Source organism: Streptomyces sp. NBC_00091, from assembly GCF_026343185.1.
In the GTDB taxonomy this organism is placed as follows: Bacteria; Actinomycetota; Actinomycetes; order Streptomycetales; family Streptomycetaceae; genus Streptomyces.
In genome coordinates, this window is sequence record NZ_JAPEMA010000001.1 from 2,809,883 (window position 1) to 2,826,120 (window position 16,238).

Sequence of the window (16,238 nt, forward strand, 5' to 3'; positions counted from 1 at the left end):
CCGCGGCGGACCGAACAAGATCGAGGTCGTCTACGATCGGTGCGCCAAACTCACCAATGGAGGCCGGCGGTGGAGCGACACGAGATCGAGGCGTTCCTGACCCTGGCCGAGGAGCTGCACTTCCGCCGCACCTCCGAGCGGCTCGGCCTGGCCCAGGGGCGGGTCAGCCAGACCATCAAGAAGCTGGAACGCCGCATCGGCGTCCCGCTGTTCGAACGCACCAGCCGCCGCGTGACCCTGACCCCGACCGGGCGGCAGCTGCGCGAGGACCTGATCCCCGTACAGCAGCAGCTCCAGCGCGCCGTCGACCGCGCGGTGGCCATGGGGCGGGGCATCACGGGCGTGCTGCACGTCGGGTACTCGAGCCCGATGGCCGCCGAGATCCTGGTGAAGGCCGCCGGGGTCTTCCGCGCCCGGTACCCGGACTGCGAGGTGGAGATCCAGGAGGTGATGCTCTTCGACCTCTTCGGGCCGATGCGCGGCGGCCGGGTCCACCTCCAGGTCACCGAGCACCCGGTGGACGAACCCGATCTCGTCCTCGGCCCCCGCGTGATGTCCCAGCCCCGGGTGCTGATGGTGCCGGCCGGGCACCCCTTCGCCCGGCGTGCGTCGGTGTCGGTGGAGGACCTCGCGGAGTCGACGCTGATCGCCGTGTCCGGGTCGGTGCCGCAGTACTGGCGCGAGTACCACTACCCCCACCGCACCCCGCAGGGCAGACCCATCGAGCACGGGCCCCCGGCCACCTACTGGACCGAGGTGATGAACCGCGTCGGCCTGGGCCAGGGGGTCTCGCCGGCCAGCGAGGAGGCGGAGCGCTACTACGCCCGCCCCGACGTGGCCTGGGTCCCCTTCCGCGACGCCCCTCCCGTGGAGTACGGCTTCGTCTGGCCGGCGTCCGGCGGCAACGCCCGGGTGCGCGCCTTCGTCGACACGGTCTGCGAGCTCCGCGCGGCCTCGTGACCGGCGCCGAGCGACGGGCGCCGAGTCGCTGGCGCCGAGCGGGCTGCCGCGACGGATGGCGTGGGGGAGTGCACGGAAGTGAGTCGTCCGGTTCGCCGAAGGGGATCCCGCTTTCTCCGTTCGATGCGATGGGCCCGCATAGCGTCTCCGGGCATCGAGCGTCTGGAGATTTGCGATGACCTTCCCATCCGCCGCCGCGGTGGCCCGCGGTCCCCTGCTCCCGAGACCGGCCGTCTACCGCCCGCTGACCGGGCCGTGGCGGTCGCTGGACTGGTACGCGGGGGAGACCATGCACGCCGCAGGCGTGCGTGACGCCCGGTCGATCGCCGCCGACCGCTGGGACGGGCCGAGCGTGGTGTGCCTGAAGGACCGCGTGGCCGCGCTCGCCAAGGGGCAGGTGGAGCCGGTGGCCCTGCGGCTCGCCGCGATCGGCGTCAACTGCGGCTGGTCCGAGGTGGTGTCCGGCGAAGGCCGCGCGGTGGACGGGGTTCCGCCCAGGTTCGCCGCCCTGTGGGCGGCGGTGGGCCGGCGGATCGGAACCTTCGGGTTCGACGCCGCACCGCTGCTGGCCGTCGTCAACCACGCCGTCACTGCCTGGGCGGGGGAGGGCGCCCGGCCCGCCCTGGCCTGGTCGGCCACGGATGCGCCCAGCCGGATCGACCTGCTGCTGGCCGCCGCCGCGCGGATGGATGCCGTCAACGGGTCCGTGCTGCTGAAGTCCCATCTGCTGGAGTTCGCCGAGGCCCGGCCGCTGACCGCGGTGCGGGGCCTGGACCGCATCGTCCAGGTCCAGGCCATCGTGCGGGAGGTGCTGGAGCGACGGCTCGAAGCCATGGCCGCCGTGGGCTGCCCGCCCGCCGGGATCACCGCCGCGCGGACCCTCGCCGCCGATCCGCCGGAGGGCCCGGACGGCATCCCGCCGCGGCTCGTCACACCCGTGCAGCAGGCGGTCGAGGCACTGCTGGGCAGGTGGCGGCCGGACGCCGCGGGGGCCGGACGCCACCTGGGGCGGGAGCAGTTCCAGGCGGTCGCCGACCTCGCCCCCATCGGCGGGCAGGTACGCGACCTCGCGCGGGCGCGCAAGGAGGTCGGCGTCGCGTACGACGGGGCGGTGGCCGCCGTCCGGCACAGCAACCTGCTCTACCGCCGGCTCATCGACGCGGCGGGCCGGCAGCCCGCCCCGCGGGGCGGGGCGCGCTGCGCCACGGCCGGATGAGTCAGCCCAGGAACCGGGCCAGCTGCGCGTCGATGTCGAAGTGGCGCTCCTCCGCGCCGCGCGGCACGAGCGTCTCCATCTCCGCGCACCAGGCGTCGACGTCGTCCGCGTCGGCGGACAGCAGGCAGTCACCGTCGTCCGAGGCGAGGCTGAAGAAGACGCGGGAGTGCCTGGCGAAGCGCAGCGGCCATATCCGCAGGTCGCCCTGACCCGCGAAGGAACCGCGCCCGTCCAGCAGCAGGTCGCGGGCGAACACCCAGCTCTTGGCGCATTCGCCGGGCCGGTGGAAGCGCGCCGTCATCTCGAACGGCCGGTCCGTGCGGTAGCGCAGCCGCGTTCGCACGGTGCTCCGTTCGTACTCGCTCTCCAACACCATGAAGACGGTGGCGGTGATGCTCTTGGTCACGATGTGTGTCTCCGGGGGCGTGGGGGAACCGGGCGTGATCACCGCAGGACGCTAGCCGCCGGTTCGTGCACGTTTGTGAATTCAGCCCTCCTGCCCTCATGACCTCGGTATTCACCTGCCGTAAGAGGAGATTCGACTGTGGACGTACGCCTCCGACACTGGCGCAGCCCCGAGATACGGGGCATCGACCGTGGCGGCATCGCCTTCCGGGCGGCGGTGCTGGTCGTCTGGCGGGCGCGGGGCACGGTGCGGGCGCTCTGGGACCGGGCCGGCCACGAGGCCCGTCTCGGAGCCGTGGTCGAGGCCGCCGTGTGCCGGGTCGTCTCGTCCGCGGCCCCCGACCCCGATGGCGTTCGCCCACCGCGTGACCCCGAGGCGCTGGCGGAAGAGCTCACCGCCACGGTCGCGGCTGAGTGCCGTGCCGTCGGCCTGGACGTGTACGCGGTGCGGCCCCTGCGCGTCGAGTTCGTGCCGGGGACGTCCTTTCGATCATGAGGTAGGGGCTGTGGGATAAGACGGGCATAATGAATGACTCCATTTGGTGGAATATCCACATTTGATCAAGGATGCCCGTGATCGCCGCTGCCTCCCCGGACACCTTCGAGCGCTGGTTCTTCAAGCTCATGACGCCCGTCGGGCGGTCCCAGTGGCTGCGCGCCGATCTGCTGATGGTCGGCCTGGTCGCCTTGGGGGCGCTGCACTGCGCGTTCCGGCCCGACGCCGGGCTGGTGAGCGGCACCCTGCCCAGCGCGGCGGTCGCGCTCGTCGTCACCGCCGGTTTCCTCTGCCGGCGGCGGGCCCCGCTCCCCGTGGCCCTGCTGACCATGGCCGGCCTGGTGCTCAACGGTGCCCGCACCCCGGTCTTCTTCGCCCTCTACGGTCTCGCCCGCTACCAGCGCGGCCGGCGCACGGCGGTGATCGCGCTCGGCTCCGCGGCCTTCGTCCCGCTGAAGGCGCTCCTGCCCGGCCACCTCGGAACCTCGGTGGTGGAGGACTTCCTGAACTCGGCCTTCTACGTCGTCCTGCCCGTGGTCTTCGGCCTCGGCGCGAACGCCTACGAGCGGAGCATCACCGCGCTGCGCGCCGAGCGCGAGCACCGGATCCGGCAGACCCGCTCGGAGGAGCGGCTGCGCCTCTCGCGCGAGATGCACGACATCCTGGGCCACCGGATCGCGATCATCGCCATGCACGCCGGGGCGATCGAGTTCGTCCCCGGTGTGAAGCCGGAGAGCAGGAAGCTGGCCCGGGCGGCGGGCGACACCGCGCGCGCCGCGATGCGCGACCTGCGGCAGGTCCTGGGCGCCCTGCGGGACGGGGAGGGCTCGGTGGTCGCGGGCCGCAGGCTCGCCGACCTCGACGCGCTGGTGGGCGAGGCCCGCGCCGCGGGCCTCGCCGTCACCTTCGACCGCGGGGCCGACGGAGCCGACGGAGCCGACGAGGCCGACGACGCCGTGCCGCCGGAGATCGCGCTCACCGCGTACCGCACCGTCCAGGAGGCCCTGACGAACGTGGTCAAGCACGCCCCGGGCGCCCGTACCGCCGTACGGATCCACCTGGCCGACGGCGTGCTCTCGGCCTCCGTGCACAACGAACCGCCGGCGCGCCACGTACGGAGCGACGCCGCGGGCTGCGGCTTCGGCATGATCGGGCTGCGCGAGCGCGTCTCCCTCCTGGACGGCGAGTTCCAGGCCGGACCCACCCCGGACGGCGGCTGGCGCGTGGTGATGACCGTGCCCACCGCCACACCGGATCGACTTTCGATGACCGCGAGGTTCACGGACGTCGACCACGGCCGTGGGACGCTCCCCCGGAAGGCCCCAGACGGAGGGAGCACCGCATGATCCGCGTACTCGTCACGGACGACGAACCGCTGGTGCGGTTCGGCCTGCGCATGCTGCTGGACGCCGCCGAGGGCATCGAGGTGGTCGGCGAGGCCTGCGACGGCGCCTCCGCCATGGCCCGTGCGCGCGAGCTGTCCCCCGACCTCGTCCTGACCGACCTGCGGATGCCCGGGATGGACGGCATCACCGCCACCCGGCAGCTCCTCGCCCTCCCCAACCCTCCCGCGGTCCTGGTGCTCACCACCTTCGACACCGAGGAAGGGGTCACCGAGGCCCTCGAGGCCGGGGCGGCCGGCTACCTCCTCAAGGACGCCCCGCCCGAGCAGATCGTGGGAGCGGTACGGCTGGTCGCGTCCGGCGGCAGGGTGCTCGCCGAGGCCTCCGCGGCCCGGCTGCTGGCGGCCTCCCGCGCGCGCGGCCCCCAGCGGCCCACCGGTATCCCGCCCGAGCAGCGGCGCCGGCTGGAAGCGCTCACCGACCAGCAGTGCGAGCTCCTGTGCCACCTCGGGGAGGGCCTGTCCAACGCGGAGATCGCCCGGCGGATGTACCTGACCGAGGGCACGGTCAAGGCGTACGTGTCCCGGCTGCTGACCGCCCTCAGGGTCGACAACCGGACCCAGGCCGCGATCCTCGCGCACCAGGCGGGCCTCCTCGGCGGAAGGTGATCACCTTCGCCTCCGTCAGAACCAACCTTCGGCCCGCGGCCACCCGATCTGATCAGGGCGTTCCGGTCACGCCACCACGGCGTGCCCCATACCCCCTGGAGTCACATCATGCGTATTGCGATGAACGCGGGCCGCGCCAAGCGCTGGTCGAAGCTGGCGGCCATCCCGGTCGGTGTCCTGGCCTCCGGCGCGATGGTCCTCGGCGCCACCCACGCCACGGTCACGGCGTCCGCCTGGAACGACAACAACACCCTGGCGTCCGGCAAGTGGACCAAGGCCACGGTGTCGAGCAGCAAGCCGAACGCGGCGGTCGTCAACGTCTCCGGCCTCACCCCGGACACCCCGGCGGCGTGGACCACGGTCAAGTACACCTTCAACCCTGATCCCGACGCCGCGCAGAGCGCCGGCCGGCTGCTGTTCAAGGACGTCGTCGCCAAGGACGCCAAGGGCAACGTCGTGGACATCAAGAACTCGGAGCTGGCCAAGCACCTGCACCTGGGCTTCGAAGTCCAGCGCCAGGGGCAGTTCGACGTCGTGTTCGAGGAGGAGCGCACCGTCGCCGATTGGCTCAAGGACGACGCCACCGGTCTGACGATCAAGGACCAGCTGCCGCTCAAGGGCAAGGGCAAGGACGCGGACAAGGAGAAGGGCAAGTTCAAGCTCACGAACCGGTACGACCTCCAGCTCTCCTGGTACCTGGACAAGGACGCTCCGGCGGAGGCCCAGAACAGCGGCATCACCTTCACCGTCGGCGCCGAGCTCGACGAGACCGAGAAGAAGGCCTGACGTCCCGACCGATTCCGGTGCGGCGCCGACCCGGCAGGGGTGTCGGCGCCGCACCGGCGTTGAGCCACGCCCCACAAGAAAGGCGATCACGTGGGCACGAACACCGGGGACCGGTCGGCCGCTCCTCATGACCGGACAGACGAGACGACGGAACTCCCCGTGATCCCCTCAGGCGCGCCGCCGGCGACGGCAGCGGAGGAGAGCTGGTGGCTGGTCCTGCGGATGTCCGGCTGCCGCGCCCTCGTGACCATGGTGACGACGCTGATGTGCATCCCCATGGCCGCACTCGCATGGGGCTGGTCCCCGTCCGTGGTCGTCTCGGGCTCCATGGAGCCGGCGCTGAGCCGGGGCGATGTGGTCGCCGTCCAGCACGTACTGCCGTCCGAGGTCGGCGGCGGAGCCGTCATCGCGTACGAGGACCCCGACCACGGCGGCCGGCTCACCACCCACCGCGCCGTCAAGCGCCTCCCCGAGGACGCCTACCTGGTCAAGGGCGACGCCAACCCCCGCCCGGACCCCACTCCCGTCACCCCGGACCGGCTGCGCGGCGTCGTCGCGGTCGCGGTGCCCTGGGTCGGGACGGTCTGGCTGTGGCTCCAGCAGGGGGACTGGGCGTACCTGGGCTGCGCCGTACTGCTGTACGCGGCCGCGCTCCGGGGCTGCGTACACGTACCCGGCCGGACTGCCTGGGCTCGGTGTGAAGAAGGGCGAAGGGAGGAGTAATCACTCCCCGCCACTCTTAACTTATAGCGCACAGGGGGGCTTGCGGCAAGGCCCCGCTCCTGGGGAAGAATCGCGGACCTAGCCCCAAATCCCGCGGAAACAGGAGCACATGAACCCCCTGACCATCAGTGCGGCCACCAGCGCGTTCGACCTTCCCTCCCACCTCTCCGCCAAGGCCGATCCGGCCCTGACCGACGGCGACGAGTGCCACTTCGCCGCCATCGCGCAGACCCTCGAGGAGGCGATCGCCGAACTGTCCGACCGCCTCGAGGCCACGCGCAAGGCGCCGGGCGGCATCGGCCGGGAAGCGATGGAACGAGACCTGGAGATCCACCGCCTGACGGGTCGTCTGCGCACCCTGCGCCGCTTCGGCCGGGACCTGTGCCTGGGACACATCGTCACGGCGGACAGCGCCGAGCCCGTGTACGTCGGCCGCCTCGGCCTCACCGACAGCGAGGGGCGCCGGCTGCTGGTCGACTGGCGCTCCCCGGCGGCCGAGCCCTTCTTCGCGGCCACGCACGCCGCCCCGATGGGCCTGGCGAGCCGCCGCAGGTACCGCTGGACCCGCGGCCGGATCAGCGACTACTGGGACGAGGTGTTCACCGCCGACGGGCTCGAAGGGCGCGCCGCGCTCGACGACCAGTCGGCCTTCATCGCCAGCCTGGGGAGCAACCGCTCGGACCGGATGCGGGACGTCCTCGCCACCATCCAGTCCGACCAGGACGCCATCATCCGCGCGGGGTCGCGCGGCGCCCTCGTCGTCGACGGCGGCCCGGGTACGGGCAAGACCGTGGTCGCCCTGCACCGGACCGCCCACCTCCTCTACTCCGACCCGCGCCTCGGCCACCGGCGGGGCGGCGTGCTGTTCGTCGGCCCGCACCGGCCCTACCTGGCCTACGTCGAGGACGTCCTGCCCAGCCTCGGAGAGGAGGGCGTGCAGACCTGCGTCCTGCGCGACCTCGTCGAGGAGGGGGCCGCGGCGACGGTGGAGTCCGACCCGGAGGTGGCCCGCCTGAAGTCGTCCGCGGACATGGTGAAGGCGATCGAGACGGCCGTCAGGTTCTACGAGGAGCCCCCCGCCGAGGGGATGACGGTCTCGACCGACTGGGCCGACATCCGGCTCACCGCCGACGACTGGGCCGATGCGTTCGACGCGGGACGCGGCACCCCGCACAACGAGGCGCGCGACCAGATCTGGGAGGAACTGGTCACCATCCTGCTGGACAAGCTGGACGGAGACGTCCCGCCGGAGGCGTTCCACAAGTCGCTGCTGCACGACGAGGAGCTGGTCGGGACCCTCGACCGCGCCTGGCCGATGCTCGAAGCGGGCGACCTCGTCGGCGACCTCTGGTCGGTCCCCGCCTACCTGCGGATGTGCGCGCCCCGGCTCGGCCGCGACGAGGTCCGTACGCTCCAGCGCGCGGACGCCCAGGCCTGGACGGTGTCCGACCTGCCGCTCCTGGACGCGGCGCGGCAGCGGCTCGGCGACCCGGAGGCGGCCGTGCGCAAGCGCCGCCACGCCGCCACCGTCGCCGCCGAACGCGAGCGCATGGCCGGCGTCATCGACAACGTGCTGGCCGCCGATGACGACGGCGAGGGCGCGGTGACGATGCTGCGCGGCCGGGACCTCCAGGACAGCCTGATCGACGGGACCGCGCTGCCCGCCGCCGACCCCGAGCCCCTCGCCGGCCCGTTCGCGCACATCGTCGTGGACGAGGCCCAGGAACTGACCGACGCCGAGTGGCAGATGCTGCTGCTGCGCTGCCCGTCCCGGAGCTTCACCATCGTCGGCGACCGCGCCCAGTCCCGGGACGGGTTCACGGAGTCGTGGCGCGAACGGCTCGAGCGGGTCGGCCTCGACCGGATCGAGGTGGCCTCCCTGAGCGTCAACTACCGCACGCCGGAAGAGGTCATGGCGCAGGCCGAGCCGGTCATCCGCGCCGCCCTCCCGGACGCCAACGTGCCGGCCTCCATCCGCAGCAGCGGCATCCCCGTCGCCCACGGACCCGTCGCGGACCTGGACGCGGTCCTCGACACCTGGCTCGCCGCCAACCCCGAGGGCGTCGCCTGCGTCATCGCCGCCGGTGACATCGGCGAGGACACCTTCCGCCCGACCCCCCGCGTCCGCTCGCTGACCCCGTCACTCTCCAAGGGCCTCGAGTTCGACCTGGTCGTCCTGATCGACCCGGACTCCTTCGGCGAAGGCACCGCGGGCGCGGTCGACCGCTACGTCGCGATGACCCGCGCGACCCAGAAACTCGTCATCCTGACGAGCCCCTGACCGCGGCGGCCATCGGGCCCCGGCCCGAATGCGCGCCCCCACCCCGGGTAGGCGCAGGGCATGTCCGGTCACCACATTGACAGCACCCTGTCCCTGCTGGTTTACGGCTACGCATGGGCCCCGGACCTGCGCCGGGCCCATGACGGCGCGCCCGTCGTGCACACCCGCCTGATGGGACGGCCCGCGGCACTGCTGCACGGCCTCGAGGCCGTTTCCCTCTTCTACGACGAGACCCGCGTCGAGCGGCACGGCGCGCTGCCGCCGCAGGTGCTCGACACCCTCTTCGGCAGGGGAGCGGTACACACCCTGGACGGAGCACGCCACCGGGCGCGCAAGGAGCTGCTGGCGTCGCTGCTGATGTCGCCCGTGGCCGTCGGCGGCCTGACCGCACGGGTGGAGAGCGGCTGGCGCGAAGCCGTGCCCCGCTGGGAGGGCCGCGGGGTGGTGCTCTTCGACGAGGTGGCGACCCTGCTCGCGGGGGCGGTCTGCGACTGGGTGGGTCTGCCGGTCCCGGAGGAGGCGGCCCGTGAGATCGGCGAGGACTGCGTGGCGATGGTGGAAGGGTTCGCCACCGCCGGACCCCGGCACGCACGGGCCCGCCGCGCCCGCCGCCGCCAGGAGCAGGCCCTCATGGACGCCGTGAACCGGGTCCGCGCGTACGACCCGAAGCTGGTTTCCGGGACGGTGCTGGAGACGGTCGCCCTGCACCGCGAGCCGGACGGCACCCTGCTCGACCCGCACACGGCGGCCGTCGAACTCCTCAACATCATCCGTCCGACCGTCGCCGTCGCCTGGTACGTCACCTTCGCCGCGCACGCGCTCCACCGCCATCCCGGTCACCGTGACCAGCTGCGCACCGACGGCTCCGACGGCCCCGCCCACGCCCGCGCCTTCGCCCACGAAGTCCGCCGCTTCTACCCCTTCGTGCCCTTCATCGCAGGCCTGGCCGCCCGCGACCTCACCTTCGCCGGTGACCAGCTCCCGGCCGGAACCCTGCTCCTCCTCGACGTGTACGGGCACCACCACGACCCCGCGCTGTGGGAGCGGCCCTACCACTTCGCCCCCGAGCGCTTCCTGGGCCGCGAACCGGGCCCGGGCGAACTGATCCCCCAGGGCGCCGGCGACGCCCGGACCGGCCACCGGTGCCCGGGCGAGGACATCACCCTCTCCCTGCTCGCCGCCCTCGCGTCGGCCCTCGCCCGCACGGACCCCGCCGTACCGCGACAGGACCTGTCCATTCCGCTGAACCGGATCCCCACCCGCCCCCACAGCGGGTTCGTCATCGAGGTCGCGTCCCGGATGGACAAGGCGGAGCTCAAGAGCGCCCGAGGGCGCTGACCGCGCCCTCGGGCGTGGCGGGCCCGCCCCAGGACTCGCCGGGTCCGTCAGGTACGGAGCAGGCTGTTGGAGCCGTCGAGGGCGTCGGCTCCCTCGTCGTTGAACCAGTAGTCGCCCGCCGCCAGGTAGCGGAAGGCGTGCGTGCTCTTGCCGGGCAGTGCGACGGTGACCGCGCGCGATCCGTCCTTGCGCGGCCGCAGCTCGTGCGTGCCCGGCCGCCAGTCGTTGAAGTCGCCCACGACACTGACCGGCCCGGGCGGGGTGTCCGCCGGCAGGACGAAGGTGATCTCCGTGTGGTCCTTGCCGCCTTTGCGGCGCTTGCGTTCGAGCACGGGAAGCTCCTACCGGGTCGGGAAACGTCGGCCACATCCTCGTACCGAGGCCGGGCGGTCCCACGACGACACGGCGGACCGGCACCCGCCCGGCGGAGCGCGCACGGGCCCCGGGGCCGACTCACCGCTCTCCGAACGGTTCGGCCGTTGACCCTCGACGTGGTCGAGGGCTCAGAGTTCCAGGTGTGGAGAGCGAGATGCGCAGCATTGGTGAGATGGCCCGGGACTGTGGCCTGGGCGTGAGTGCCCTGCGGTTCTACGACGGCGCCGGCGTGCTGGTCCCGGCCCGGGTGGATCCGGCGAGCGGCTACCGCTGGTACGGCCCCGAGCAGCTCGAGGAGGCCCGGTTGCTGGCCCGGCTGCGCCGGGCGGGCATGCCGTTGGCGGACATCCGGCTGGTACTGGCCGGCTGGTCCAGCGCGGACACCGACCTGGTGCGGCAACTGCTCCGGGCGCACCTGCGCCGTCTCGAACTGGGGCTGTCGGATGCCCGCAGCGAGTTCTCCACGCTCCGAGCGCTACTCGAATGCAGGGAGAACCCCATGACCACGCTCCGCACCGCCACCGTCCGGCTTGCCGTCCCCGCGCCTGAGCTGGCAGCCGCGCTGGACGCGGTCCGCTTCGCCGCCGGCACCGACCCGGAGCTGCCGATGCTCGGCGGTGTCCTGTTCGACATCGAGGGCGACGAGCTCCGTGTCGTGGCCACCGACCGGTACCGGATGGCTGTGGCACGAGCCCGCACCACCGGGCACGACGGGCCCCGTACGCAGGTCATCGTGCCGTCCCCGCTCGCCGACGCGATGCGGGCGCTGCTGAGCGACGACGCGTCCGTCCGGCTCACCGTGGACGGTGACCGCGTGGCCCTGGAGGCGGGAGACCGCCAGACGGCCGGCCAGTGCCTCGACCACGACTTCCCCGACTACCGCCGCCTCATCCGCCTCCCCGCGGGGCGCCGTGTCCTCGTCGACGTGCAGGCGTTCCGCAAGACGCTGGAAACCGGCCCCGTCCACGCGAACGAGGACGGTGTCAGCGTGCTCAAGGTGGCCGCGGACGGCACGGTCACCGTCTACGAGGACGGCGCCGGCGCCGGCGCCGGCCAGGACCTGGTCGCCGTCAACCGCGAGTTCCTGCTCCACGCCCTCGCCGCCGGCGCCCAGGACCGGCTGATCCTGGAATTCGGAGCCCCCAAGGCCCCCGTGGCGATCCGCCGCACCGACACCGAGGCCGCCTTCTCGCTCCTGATGCCCGTCAGCCTGGACAACTAGCGGGCGCCGCCCCCGCTCGCGCCGGGCATCGCCCCGGGGCCCTTCACGTGTGCAAGGGGATTCAGCCGTGCTCTTCCTCCTCGGATTCCATGCGCCGGATTCCCTCGTGGGTGAGGGTGACCATCGCGGGAGTGTTGCCCGGTTCCCAGTCGACGGTGATCAGGCCTTCGCCCGCCAGGTAGGTGCAGGCGGCGGCCAGGTCCTGTTCCGGTACGTGGAGGTCGCGCCGCAGCTGCGCTCCGGTGATGCCGAGGAGGCGGTTGCCTTCGACGGCTTCGTACAGGACCCGGAGCACCTGTTCGCGGTAGGTCTTGCGTTCCCGCAGCGTGGCCATGACCGTGTCCTCTCGCGTGCGGTGGTGGGCTCCGGAGCCCGTCGGGGCTCTCAGATCTCGTCGGAGTGGGCGAGAAGCCGGCGGGGCGGGGCGCCGTGGCGCCCCGCCCGCTGCTCCCGGTCGGAGGAAGGTCTGTTCCTCACCGGTCGGCATCCGTGCGGTGGGCTCGACGACTGGTGTCGTCCGGGAGGCCGGGAGGTCTCGGCAGGGGGTCGCTGAAGTGGTAGGCCGCGATCCGTGCGTCGTGCTGGGCGTTGAGCAGGTGTATCAGGCGCATTCCGATGCCGGTCATGAGGATGATCACCGCGATGAGGACGAGGGTCTCCACGGAGCTCACCTCCAGCCGTTTCCGGGCAGTGGGAGGGTGCTTCGGTCCATCGGGTTCCCCAAGGGGGACATGAAGGCCCCGCCTTCGCTCTCCCAGCCGGCTTCCTGGCGCTGGGCGTCGCGGAGGCCGCGCCCGATGGCGGCTTCGTTGGCCATCAGGACTCCGGCGGTGAGGACGCTGCCGGGGATCGCGGCGGCGGCCATCAGCCGGGTCGCGGCGGCGGGCTCGGTCTCGGGCGGGATGACGAGGAGGTCCCAGCGGCCGACGGTGTAGGAGAGCAGGATCAGCTTGTCGGGGTGCTGTTCGGTGAACCAGCCCACGTGCAGGATGCGCCCGTCCAGGGCAACCGTGTGTGGGACGGCGGGCCAGCGGGTGGGGTTCACGGTGACGTGGGTGACGCGGCCCCAGGGTTCCTCCAGGGCGGCGGCGAGCGGCGGGAGCTCGGCTTCGAGGTCGCGGGAGTAGGGCCACCAGGCCCCGTCCAGCTGGCCGGCGAGCGTGGTCTTCGGGGTGAGGGACAAGCGCGCCGGGAGCTCTGCGGCGAGGTCGCGGGGCGCGGTCCGGTGGAGGGTCGTGGTCATGATGCGGACCTGCCCCCGGACTGCCCGTCGGCAGCCCGGTTCTTAGGCGATCGCCGGAAATGGCACCCGCGTGGAAGCGGGTGCGCGAAGTACTCCCGGTTTTTTCACTGTACGCCCGTTCGATGGACTCTGACCGGCGTGACCAGCTGTTTTCCGGCGGGCGGTGGATCGGGCGGCGGGAGTATCGTGAAACTACGGCGGGATCGCGCACGTCGCCGACCGGAAGCCGGCGTCGGTGCCGGCCTGCGATGAAGCAGGGCCGCACCCCGTAGACGGGCGGACCACATGGCTGACTCCGACACCCCCCACACGCCCCCACTGCTCCTGCCGGATGCGATCCACCAGGCGGTCAAACCCGGCACGGCCCTGCTGCGGCTGGAGACCACGCGGTCCCGGGAGGGGCTCCTGGACGGCGCGTGGTGGCCGCGCACGCGCGACATCGAGACGGAGCTGCCCGCGCTGATCAGCACGTTGATCGGGCATCTCGGGCCGATCGCCCGGGTGGGCGTTGACGCGGCCGCCTGGAACGGCCTCCCGACCCGCCTGGTCATCGACGACCAGGTCGTGCACCTCGACTCCGACCCGGTCGGCGACGACACCGTCCTGATCACCCGCGGCGACAACGACCACTTCGCCCTGCTGGTGGTTCCCCCGGAGACCACGGCCGACGCCGCCCGCGAGGCGATGGCCCGCGCCGTCCGCGCCGACAACATCACCGAGGCCGCTCAGATCCTCATCGCCACCACGCCCGAACCCGAGGACGGCGGCGCTGCCGACCCGGCAGCCGGACCCTGAACCCTCAGCGGCCGAGGTACCGCTCGACAGCCACGGCGACGGCCTCGGGTCCCAATGCGGGGTCGTTCGCACCGGCGAGGAGGAGGACCGGGGCCGGGTTCTCCTTCACCTGCTCGTGGAAGTCGACGCGCGCCCAGGAATCCGGGTATGCGCGGAAGGCCGTCGCCGTACGGGGACGGCTGGTCACCGTCGTAGACGGGCCGGTGGCCTTCACGCCCCGGCACCGGCGAGCCCCGGGCCCGCTGGGCGGGCCGTACACTCGGCCCATGGGTCGCACACGTTCCTCGAGGCAGTGCCTGCAGCAGGCCGCCTCCGGGATGCGCCCGTCCGCCGGGGTTCCGACCGTCGTCGACCCGGCCGGCACGGCCTTCGCCGCGGTGCCCGACACCCGCCGTACCGTCCTGCACGGCCACGGCTAGCGCTCCGCGCCTCCGGCTCCGGCTCCTCCGGCTCCGGCTTCTCCGCTCCACATCACCACAGCAGCTTCCCGGCATGCCGCCGGCGCTGCCGCCTGGCTACGGCCGCACGCCCGGGCCAGAGCCCCCTCGAAGGGATCATTGTGAAGCTGAGCGAATTGCTGGCCGGGCAGGAGCACCACGTTCTCCAGGGTGATCCGGACACGACGCTGATCACCGCGGGAACCACCTTCGACGCCGACCGGGTGACGCCGGGCTCGCTCTTCATCGCCGTACCCGGACACCGGGAAGGCGGCCCCGGCTCCGTCTCGCCCGCCCTGGCCCGGGGCGCCGCCGCCGTACTCGTCGACGGCGGTGAGCCCGGCCTGCCGGCCGCGGTATGGCCCCCCGACACCTGCGCCATCCGGGTACCGGACACGCGGACGGCCGCCGCGGTGGTGAGCTCCCGTTACTTCGGCGAGCCCGGGCGGCAGTTGGACATGGTGGCGATCACCGGCACCAACGGGAAGACCTCCGTCTCGTACATGGTGGAGTCCGTCCTGCGGATCGCCGAGGGCTCCAGGGTGGGGGTGATCGGAACCGCCGGAAGCAGGATCGGCGACGAGCCGATCCCCATGCCGCCATCGGCGCTGACCACGCCGGAATCCCCCGACCTGCAGTACCTGCTGGGGTACATGCGCGACCGCGGGGCCGCCGCCGTGGTGCTGGAGGCCACCTCGATGGCGCTGCTGACGCACCGGGTGGACCGTACGTTCATCGACGTCGGGGTCTTCACCAACCTGACGCAGGACCATCTGGACGACCACGGCACGATGGCGGACTACCGGGACGCCAAGCTGCGGCTGTTCCAGGGCCTGTGCCGGCGTGCGGTGGTCAACGCCGACGACCCGGTGGGCGCGTCCATCGTGTCGATGATGCCGGGTGCGGTGACCACGTACGCCCTCGACCGCCCGGCTGACTACCGGGCCACGGACCTCGTGGTGAGTGCCTCGGGTACGCGGTTCACCCTCCACCACGACGGACGCGCCTACCCGGCCTCGATCCCCGTCCCCGGCCGGTTCTCGGTGGCCAACGCGCTGGCCACGGTGGCGGCCTGCCACGTGCTGGGGCACGAGCTGGGCCCCCTGGTCGACGCGCTCGACCGGATGCCGCCGGTCCCGGGCCGGCTGGAACGCTTCCGGACCCCGCTGGGCACGTCGGTGATCGTGGACTACGCCCACTCGCCGGACTCCCTGGACAAGGTCCTGACCACCATCCGGGGCTTCGCCCGCGGCCGGGTGATCACGGTCTTCGGCTGCGGCGGGGACCGCGACACCACCAAACGGGCCGAGATGGGCCAGATCGCCGGGACCCATTCCGACCTCTGCGTCCTGACCTCGGACAACCCCCGCAACGAGGACCCCGAGGCCATCCTGGACCAGGTCTCCCCCGGCCTCACGGCGACCGGCACCCCCTTCCGGCGCTACGCCGACCGCCGCCAGGCGATCGCCTTCGCCCTGTCCGCGGCGGGCCCCGACGACACGGTCCTGATCGCGGGCAAGGGCAGCGAACCGCACCAGATCGTCGGCGAGGAGCTGCTCCCCTTCAGCGACATGGCCACGGTGCGCGAACTGGCCCAGCCCTAGGGGGTGTCCGGCTGGTCAGGACGTCTCGTCGTGCAGATCCTCTTCGCGCAGCAGATCGTCCTCGCGGCGCCGCGAGGTCTCCTTCTGCCCCTGCTTGCGTCCCTGCTCGCGGGACGCCTTGCCCGGCTGGGTGTGCGCGGGGTCCCCGGGGCGATGGTGAACCTGCGCTTCGCGGCCCTTGCCCGGCTCCTTGGGCTTGCCCTGCGTACCGTCCATGACGGCGACTCCTCCTGTTGCGTGGGGTACGGACTCCTCTCGGATCACGCTGACACGCACAGTGGTGGCCTGCATCATTTCGACCACGAAGGGGTGGCGCACGGGTGACGCCCGCCCTCGATGCGGCGGC

General features: G+C 72.6%; 20 protein-coding genes. 13 read left to right on the top strand and 7 right to left on the bottom strand.

Annotated elements, in window-relative coordinates; all coding sequences use genetic code 11:
* The first annotated feature begins 69 nt into the window (after positions 1–69).
* Positions 70–960: a LysR family transcriptional regulator gene (locus OOK34_RS12945; RefSeq protein ID WP_267034003.1), complete on the top strand. Its 891-nt coding sequence runs from the start codon at positions 70–72 to the stop codon at positions 958–960.
* Between the two features lie 175 nt (positions 961–1,135).
* On the top strand, positions 1,136–2,176 hold the full coding sequence (locus tag OOK34_RS12950; RefSeq protein WP_267034004.1) for a hypothetical protein: 1,041 nt from the start codon (positions 1,136–1,138) through the stop codon (positions 2,174–2,176).
* Between the two features lies 1 nt (position 2,177).
* Here the strand turns inward: OOK34_RS12950 and OOK34_RS12955 are convergent, their stop codons facing one another.
* Complete coding sequence (locus OOK34_RS12955; RefSeq protein ID WP_267034005.1) at positions 2,178–2,582, bottom strand: SsgA family sporulation/cell division regulator; 405 nt, start codon at positions 2,580–2,582, stop codon at positions 2,178–2,180.
* A 138-nt stretch (positions 2,583–2,720) separates the two neighbouring features.
* Between OOK34_RS12955 and OOK34_RS12960 the strand changes: the two genes are divergently transcribed.
* The 7 genes from OOK34_RS12960 to OOK34_RS12990 all read left to right on the top strand — a co-directional run bounded on the left by OOK34_RS12960 (position 2,721) and on the right by OOK34_RS12990 (position 10,216).
* A complete protein-coding gene (locus OOK34_RS12960) occupies positions 2,721–3,077 on the top strand; it encodes a hypothetical protein (RefSeq protein ID WP_267034006.1) in 357 nt (118 codons plus the stop codon).
* 77 nt (positions 3,078–3,154) lie between these two features.
* Positions 3,155–4,423, top strand: a complete 1,269-nt coding sequence (locus OOK34_RS12965; RefSeq protein WP_267034007.1) for a sensor histidine kinase — start codon at positions 3,155–3,157, stop codon at positions 4,421–4,423.
* On the top strand, positions 4,420–5,088 hold the full coding sequence (locus tag OOK34_RS12970) for a response regulator transcription factor (RefSeq protein WP_267034008.1): 669 nt from the start codon (positions 4,420–4,422) through the stop codon (positions 5,086–5,088). Before OOK34_RS12965 ends, OOK34_RS12970 begins: the two co-directional genes overlap by 4 nt.
* A gap of 108 nt (positions 5,089–5,196) precedes the next feature.
* On the top strand, positions 5,197–5,874 hold the full coding sequence (locus tag OOK34_RS12975) for a hypothetical protein (protein ID WP_267034009.1): 678 nt from the start codon (positions 5,197–5,199) through the stop codon (positions 5,872–5,874).
* Between the two features lie 159 nt (positions 5,875–6,033).
* On the top strand, positions 6,034–6,597 hold the full coding sequence (locus OOK34_RS12980) for a signal peptidase I (RefSeq protein ID WP_267034010.1): 564 nt from the start codon (positions 6,034–6,036) through the stop codon (positions 6,595–6,597).
* A 109-nt stretch (positions 6,598–6,706) separates the two neighbouring features.
* Positions 6,707–8,878, top strand: a complete 2,172-nt coding sequence (gene helR / locus OOK34_RS12985) for an RNA polymerase recycling motor ATPase HelR (protein ID WP_267034011.1) — start codon at positions 6,707–6,709, stop codon at positions 8,876–8,878.
* Positions 8,879–8,938: 60 nt separating this feature from the next.
* Entirely contained in the window at positions 8,939–10,216 is a 1,278-nt protein-coding gene (locus OOK34_RS12990; RefSeq protein WP_267034012.1) for a cytochrome P450, read from the top strand.
* 47 nt (positions 10,217–10,263) lie between these two features.
* Here OOK34_RS12990 and OOK34_RS12995 read toward each other — a convergent pair whose 3' ends face one another.
* On the bottom strand, positions 10,264–10,548 hold the full coding sequence (locus tag OOK34_RS12995; RefSeq protein WP_267034013.1) for an isoamylase early set domain-containing protein: 285 nt from the start codon (positions 10,546–10,548) through the stop codon (positions 10,264–10,266).
* Between the two features lie 197 nt (positions 10,549–10,745).
* On the opposite strand from OOK34_RS12995, the gene OOK34_RS13000 reads away from it, so the two are divergent.
* The gene (locus tag OOK34_RS13000) at positions 10,746–11,813 is read left to right on the top strand and encodes a MerR family transcriptional regulator (RefSeq protein WP_267034014.1); all 1,068 of its coding nucleotides are present in this window, start codon (positions 10,746–10,748) and stop codon (positions 11,811–11,813) included.
* 61 nt (positions 11,814–11,874) lie between these two features.
* Here the strand turns inward: OOK34_RS13000 and OOK34_RS13005 are convergent, their stop codons facing one another.
* From OOK34_RS13005 to OOK34_RS13015, 3 genes are all read right to left on the bottom strand, one after another.
* Positions 11,875–12,147 carry a hypothetical protein gene (locus tag OOK34_RS13005; protein WP_267034015.1) on the bottom strand — a complete coding sequence of 91 codons (273 nt, stop codon included), beginning with the start codon at positions 12,145–12,147 and terminating at the stop codon, positions 11,875–11,877.
* A gap of 139 nt (positions 12,148–12,286) precedes the next feature.
* Positions 12,287–12,475: a hypothetical protein gene (locus tag OOK34_RS13010; protein ID WP_267034016.1), complete on the bottom strand. Its 189-nt coding sequence runs from the start codon at positions 12,473–12,475 to the stop codon at positions 12,287–12,289.
* A 5-nt stretch (positions 12,476–12,480) separates the two neighbouring features.
* On the bottom strand, positions 12,481–13,056 hold the full coding sequence (locus OOK34_RS13015) for a DUF5994 family protein (RefSeq protein WP_267034017.1): 576 nt from the start codon (positions 13,054–13,056) through the stop codon (positions 12,481–12,483).
* A gap of 285 nt (positions 13,057–13,341) precedes the next feature.
* Here OOK34_RS13015 and OOK34_RS13020 point away from each other — a divergent pair, with 285 nt between their 5' ends.
* On the top strand, positions 13,342–13,851 hold the full coding sequence (locus tag OOK34_RS13020) for a DUF5994 family protein (RefSeq protein WP_267034018.1): 510 nt from the start codon (positions 13,342–13,344) through the stop codon (positions 13,849–13,851).
* 4 nt (positions 13,852–13,855) lie between these two features.
* Here the strand turns inward: OOK34_RS13020 and OOK34_RS13025 are convergent, their stop codons facing one another.
* Entirely contained in the window at positions 13,856–14,038 is a 183-nt protein-coding gene (locus OOK34_RS13025; protein WP_267034019.1) for a hypothetical protein, read from the bottom strand.
* 79 nt (positions 14,039–14,117) lie between these two features.
* Here OOK34_RS13025 and OOK34_RS13030 point away from each other — a divergent pair, with 79 nt between their 5' ends.
* Positions 14,118–14,270, top strand: coding sequence for a hypothetical protein (locus OOK34_RS13030; protein WP_267034020.1), 153 nt, complete (start codon positions 14,118–14,120; stop codon positions 14,268–14,270).
* A gap of 140 nt (positions 14,271–14,410) precedes the next feature.
* The gene (locus tag OOK34_RS13035) at positions 14,411–15,892 is read left to right on the top strand and encodes a UDP-N-acetylmuramoyl-L-alanyl-D-glutamate--2,6-diaminopimelate ligase (protein WP_267034021.1); all 1,482 of its coding nucleotides are present in this window, start codon (positions 14,411–14,413) and stop codon (positions 15,890–15,892) included.
* Between the two features lie 15 nt (positions 15,893–15,907).
* Here OOK34_RS13035 and OOK34_RS13040 read toward each other — a convergent pair whose 3' ends face one another.
* Positions 15,908–16,108, bottom strand: a complete 201-nt coding sequence (locus OOK34_RS13040; protein ID WP_267034022.1) for a hypothetical protein — start codon at positions 16,106–16,108, stop codon at positions 15,908–15,910.
* Positions 16,109–16,238: the final 130 nt, after the last annotated feature.